The following is a 6,010-nucleotide window of genomic DNA, read 5'->3' as shown; positions in this document are numbered from 1 at the left end:
AAGCGAATCACCAAGATCTTGAGTGTTGCTCTGATTCTTGCCCTCACACTGACCACGCTGGTCCTTCCGGCCAGCGCGGTGACCAATCCCTTCAAGGATGTGCCCAGCAATCAGTACTATTATGAGCCGGTGCTGTGGGCCGTGGGGAAGGGTATTACCAACGGGACCAGCGCTACCACGTTCAGCCCAAATCAGAAGTGTACTCGTGCCCAGGCCGTGATGTTCCTTTGGAACGCGGCGGGCAAGCCCGAACCGGCCAGCAACAGCAACCCGTTCAAGGATGTACCCACCAATCAGTACTACTATAAGGCGGTGCTGTGGGCCGTGGGGAAGGGCATCACCTCCGGCACCAGCAAGACGGAGTTCAGCCCCAATCAGGGCTGCACCCGTGGCCAGATCATGACTTTCGTCTGGAGATATGCTGGTATGCCCAGCGGGGCCGGTACGGCCAACCCCTTCAAGGATGTACCCACCAATCAGTACTATTATCAGCCGGTGCTCTGGGCTGTAGGGAAGGGTATTACCAACGGGACCAGCACGACCACGTTCAGCCCCAATCAGACGTGTACTCGTGGGCAGATCATGACCTTCCTGTACAATTATGAGGTCAAGGTTAAAAATGCAGCTGGTGGGCAGCAGAAGCCTACACCTACGCCTACTCCCAAACCTACGCCGACGCCTACACCTACTCCCAAACCTAGTGCTTCTCCCAATACCACTCCAGAAGTGAAATATGAGTATTCCATTTTCACATTTGGTGGTACCTTGGAGCTTCTGAAAAAGGACAATGCATTATATAGCGATGTTGGAAACCTGTTTTACATTGAGACCAACAACCCCAATCGTGATACGTATAAAATAGTATATTTCGGTGCTGACGGCGAACGAATCCCTGTCAATGACCCTATTGATGACTTAGATGATGTTGACCTTAATGACATTAAAGGCAGCAATAAGAATTCATCAGGGTTTGTAACTAATATTACCTTCTCAAGTGACGATTGTAACTTTGTCAATGGAAAGTTTAACACTCAAATAGCAGTTATTGAATTTGATTTGGCAGAGGGACGCGCATTTTCTGAAACTACGAACAGTTGGTATACGTATCGCTATGCTACAAATGAACGTGTAGTTGCGAAAGAGGATGTTACCGTTACGGATTATACGTGGGCGCAGAATCAAGCGTTTGACCAGATCATTGCAAAAACTTGTACTGCCAACATGAATCCTCTGCAAAAGATGCAGGCCGCAGTAGGATATTTTCACTCCTTACGAGATAAAGGGTCAATTCGCTATTTACCGTGGGTAAAAGGTGTCAATGGAGAGAAAAGGTACGTTTCTCTTGCGTCAAGCTATGGGCTCCCGTGGTTTAAGGAAGACATTATCACCACAGATAGCTATTACTCACCCGGTATCTTATATGCCCTTGCTTCTCATATCGGTGGATTCGATGCAATTAATAACTGTTATGATGATTATCCTCCCAATTCAGACGAGTGGATCCACACCCACTATTATTGCACTGTAACGTACAATGGAATTACAGAAAAGTTTGAGTTTTGCCCATCAACAGATACGGGCGAGATTTCAATCAGCAAGATTGATCTTACGGATCCTAACAACTTTATGCGATTGGCATAAGAACCTTCTTTATTGGTACTTCTGACATTATCCAATTTGTCTGAGTTTATATGAGTGCAAAGGTTTATTCCATCATTGGCGGCGTTAATGGATGTGGAAAGTCCAGTTTAACAGGCGTTCTTCAATCCCAAAAGGTCTGTAACTTCTTGGAACTTGGCACCATTATTGACGTGGACAAACTGAACGTTCAGTATGGAAATGCCCTTGAGGGTGGGAAAGCTGCCATTCGGCTTATAAACGATTGCCTTGAAAAAGGCACATCCTTTACACAAGAAACGACACTATCAGGTGTGCGTATTGAGCGGACGATCCGTTTGGCCAAAGAAAAAGGCTATACCGTTCGCCTGTACTATGTAGGGCTGGATTCCTTGGAAGAAAGCCTTCTGCGGATACAGAACCGAGTAGCCAATGGTGGACACAACATTCCCAAACATGAAGTGGAAAGACGGTTCCGACACAGATTTGAGGACCTGAAAAGAATACTTCCTTACTGTGACGAAGCAGCTTTCTATGACAATCAGAACGGGTTCGTACAGGTTGCCGAGTATCAGCAAGGCGTCCTTGTGCCGCTCATTGAGGAACCGCCTCGCTGGATTCAAGATCTGGGCCATTACCTGGAATCTTCTGGATTTAGATTGCCATTAGAAACGTGGGATCCTGATTTCACGAAATTGACCCCGGAAGAAGCTGCGGTACTTCGGCAATCTGAGCAGGAAAGAGAAAATGGTGAAATTTTCGCTGAAAACGACATCGACTGGAATTGAACAGACGAGAAATCTGTAAGAAGGCCGATGGTGAGGCTTGACAACCGGCTTTAACTCTGCTACAATAAAAGCACAAAGGGAAACTTGCCGGTACACGGTATAGCCCTCAGGTATTAGTTACAAGAAGTAACCGCAACCTTGGACTGGGGGCGGTTACTTTCTTTTATGTCCGATGTCAGCAAAAAGCGAGACTTGACAATCAGCCTTAACTCTGCTATAATAAAGGCACAAAGGGAAACTTGCCGGTAAGCGGTATAGCCCTCAGAATACAGTTACAAGAAGTAACCGTTATCCTTGGGTAGGGCGGTTACTTCTTGTTTATTAATGCGACAATCACCGTAATGATGATACTAAGTACCATCAACCCGAGATTCAGCATTTCATAAACAGTCATGCTGCATCCCTCCTTTGCCCAAAGATTCCCATTCTTGCGGTGGGTTTCTATGTCATCGGGAGAGTTTAGCACCCCTCTCCCGTTTCCGGGTGGAGGGCTAACCGCATACCGTATCGGCAAGTGTTCCAATGTTCTTGGAAGAAGGAGAGGTTTTTCCTCTCCTTTTTCCATAAAAGCAACGCCCGAAATCCGCGCCAACACTGGATTTTTCCGATTTTGTGCCCCGGTGCACAAAGTGAAAAAGCTGTTGACAACTTAGACCAGAAGTGATATAATGAGAGTAGGAAGATATTCCTAAAATCTCAAGAAAAGGAGCCACTTACCATGAAAAGACAGAACACTATGAAGACAAGACAGCACACCAAGCGAATCACCAAGATCTTGAGTGTTGCTCTGATTCTTGCCCTCACACTGACCACGCTGGTCCTTCCGGCCAGCGCGGTGACCAATCCCTTCAAGGATGTGCCCAGCAATCAGTACTATTATGAGCCGGTGCTGTGGGCCGTGGGGAAGGGTATTACCAACGGGACCAGCGCTACCACGTTCAGCCCAAATCAGAAGTGTACCCGTGCCCAGGCCGTGATGTTCCTCTGGAACGCGGCGGGCAAGCCCGAACCGGCCAGCAACAGCAACCCGTTCAAAGATGTACCCACCAATCAGTACTACTACAAGGCGGTGCTGTGGGCAGTAGGGAAGGGCATCACCTCCGGCACCAGCAAGACGGAGTTCAGCCCCAATCAGGGCTGCACCCGTGGGCAGATCATGACTTTTGTCTGGCGATATGCTGGTATGCCCAGCGGGGCCGGTACGGCCAACCCCTTCAAGGATGTACCCACCAATCAGTACTATTATCAGCCGGTGCTCTGGGCTGTAGGGAAGGGTATTACCAACGGGACCAGCACGACCACGTTCAGCCCCAATCAGACGTGTACTCGTGGGCAGATCATGACCTTCCTGTACAACTATGAGGTCAAGGTCAAGAATGCAGCTGGTGGGCAGCAGAAGCCTACACCTACACCTACTCCCAAGCCCACTCCTACACCTACGCCTACGCCTACACCCAAGCCTACATCGACGCCGAGTGTTACGCCCACTCCGCCGGCTCAATACACCTATGATGCTTATGTATTCGACAGTCAGAAGGCTGGGATTTATACTGGTGTTGACACATTGTTCTTTATCAAAACTGAAAATCCTGACCCACAATCCATTGAAATTACGGCGACTATCAATGGTAGACAAACTGCTCTTATGAGCGGACTGGATATTTACGGAACGGGTTCACCCTTCTCCGATGTTGCTTATACACCTTATCATGGAATTCCGAGTAAGACGAATATTGAAAAGGTCACGGGTGGATTTGTGGCCCATTACAATTTTGCATCTTGGAATGTAGGCAATCTTGTTTTTGAAATTAAAGAAAATTCTGCGGATGGCAGCGTTGTAGCAAAACGCTTTTCTGTTACTGTGAATGATAGTGAGAAAGGTGCTCAGGAATGGATTCAAAAAGCGCTTTCTTCGTGCACCACATCCAGTATGAATCCAAAGGAAAAAATGGATGCAGTCGTGCGGTATATTGAAAATCAAAATTTCAAATACCTTACCAATTCCGGTGAAAATCTAATTAGCTTGGCTGCCCAGCCCAATAGTCCTTGGTTTGTTGCTAAACGGTGGGACAGTTGGATGTCTCCGATGGTTCTTGAACAAATTGCTAGACAGATTGGTGGGTTTGAGGATGTTCACAACTGTTATGGAGATTATGCTAGAGGGACAGACGAATGGTATCAATATCATTACCAGATCTATGTTGTCTATGGCGGTAACAGATACTACTATGAGGTGTGTCCAGCAAGTGAGACAGGAGAAGTGGGCAACTTCGACATGATTGATTTCTCCAACACTGCTTATCTTACTCAGCTCTCATAACACTGCGAGACTTGACAATTGGCTTTCACTCTGCTATAATAAAGCTACAAAGGGAAACTTGCCGGTACACGGTATAGCCCTCAAACTTTGGCTACAGAAAGTAACCGCGGTCCGTGGCAGGAGCGGTTACTTTCTTTTATGTCCGACTGCAACAAGCAATGCAGCAAACGAGATGAGTACCATGGTGTACTGAAAGATTTCAGACCAGGTGATCGCATCCATGGACATCCCTCCCTTCCAGGAGGGCCGGGGTGAACCCGGAAAAGAACCTTCACCCTCCTTTTGAAAAGCTGGAGGGCTAACCGCATACCGTTTCGGCAAGTTTTCCCACGCCGTATTCGGCGCAAGAACAGTATAGCAGAGAATATCCACAAATGCAAGCAAAAGCGCGGTTTTCCGCGCTTTTTTTCATGCCCGTAATTCTGAATTAAGAGGAAGGGTGGTGTTTGGAGCGTGAGAAAGATGGCGTCCTTGTTCCTGATGCTGGCTGTCTTGTTCGGGGCCGGCGGATGTTCGATTGACAGGAATCTCCGGCAGAAAATGTTGGATTACATGAACAAAAAGTACGATGACACTTTTACCTTTCTGGAAGAAACCGGCGGTGGTGTTGGCAGCAGCCGGCATGACATCCTAGTTTCTTCTGGGCGCTTCCCTAACGCACAAATCCTCGTGAGCCATTACCCTAAAACAGACACGGAAGAAGAACATTTCAGCGACAATTACGTTGCGTTTGTCTTTGAGGATGATGTGCGTCTGGCCCTTACATCGGCGACCCAGACTGTCTACGGCGATTGCCGGGTGTTCCACAGGCCTGCGCCAATGCCTCTGGGTTCCGATGTTGGCCCGGAGACGACGCTGGCACAGTATTTGGGAAACCCGTCTTCTCATCTATCCGCAGTTGTTTTTGTGGGGGATGAGCAGGTGGAGGACAGAGATGTGCTGCTGGAGATGTTCCGAAAGCAGCTCAAGGAGCAGGGGATCTGCGTAGGGGTTACGCTGCTCTATGTTGACCCGGCAGAGTTGCCAGAGATTACCGGCGAAAGTTATAACGGTTATTTGCAGCAGAACGGCCAAGTAACGATGCGGTGTGATTTTCTGCTGGACGATCAGTTTGAATTTGTTTACATGAACTGGCGAAACAACGAATAAAAGAAAACGCGATTTCACGTTTCCTTTTAGATACACAATTGAATAAAAGGGAGGTGGGGCTATGAGAAGTGGTCCCTGATGGCTGCAAGGAAACTTGCAGCCTTTTTTCATGCCTGTATAACAGGCGTTCCTAAAT

General features: G+C 47.8%; 4 protein-coding genes. All 4 read left to right on the top strand.

Annotated features, from left to right (window positions below; translation table 11 throughout):
• The coding region (locus Q0Z69_RS16420) for an S-layer homology domain-containing protein (protein WP_298035481.1) at positions 1-1,641 on the top strand (1,641 nt) is incomplete at its 5' end.
• 50 nt (positions 1,642-1,691) lie between these two features.
• On the top strand, positions 1,692-2,405 hold the full coding sequence (locus Q0Z69_RS16415) for a zeta toxin family protein (RefSeq protein ID WP_298035480.1): 714 nt from the start codon (positions 1,692-1,694) through the stop codon (positions 2,403-2,405).
• 718 nt (positions 2,406-3,123) lie between these two features.
• Positions 3,124-4,725: an S-layer homology domain-containing protein gene (locus tag Q0Z69_RS16410; protein ID WP_298035479.1), complete on the top strand. Its 1,602-nt coding sequence runs from the start codon at positions 3,124-3,126 to the stop codon at positions 4,723-4,725.
• A gap of 453 nt (positions 4,726-5,178) precedes the next feature.
• Positions 5,179-5,874, top strand: a complete 696-nt coding sequence (locus Q0Z69_RS16405) for a hypothetical protein (RefSeq protein ID WP_298035478.1) — start codon at positions 5,179-5,181, stop codon at positions 5,872-5,874.
• The last annotated feature ends 136 nt before the right edge of the window (positions 5,875-6,010 follow it).

Source organism: uncultured Dysosmobacter sp. (assembly GCF_947631165.1).
Lineage (GTDB): Bacteria > Bacillota > Clostridia > Oscillospirales > Oscillospiraceae > Oscillibacter.
The sequence above is the reverse complement of the archived record's forward strand: the minus strand, read 5'-3'. Positions and strand labels throughout refer to the sequence as shown.

Coding starts and splice junctions, on each gene's coding strand:
- Q0Z69_RS16415 (WP_298035480.1), top strand. CDS start 1,692: ATGAGTGCAAAGGTTTATTCCATCATTGGCGGCGTTAATGGATGTGGA.
- Q0Z69_RS16410 (WP_298035479.1), top strand. CDS start 3,124: ATGAAAAGACAGAACACTATGAAGACAAGACAGCACACCAAGCGAATC.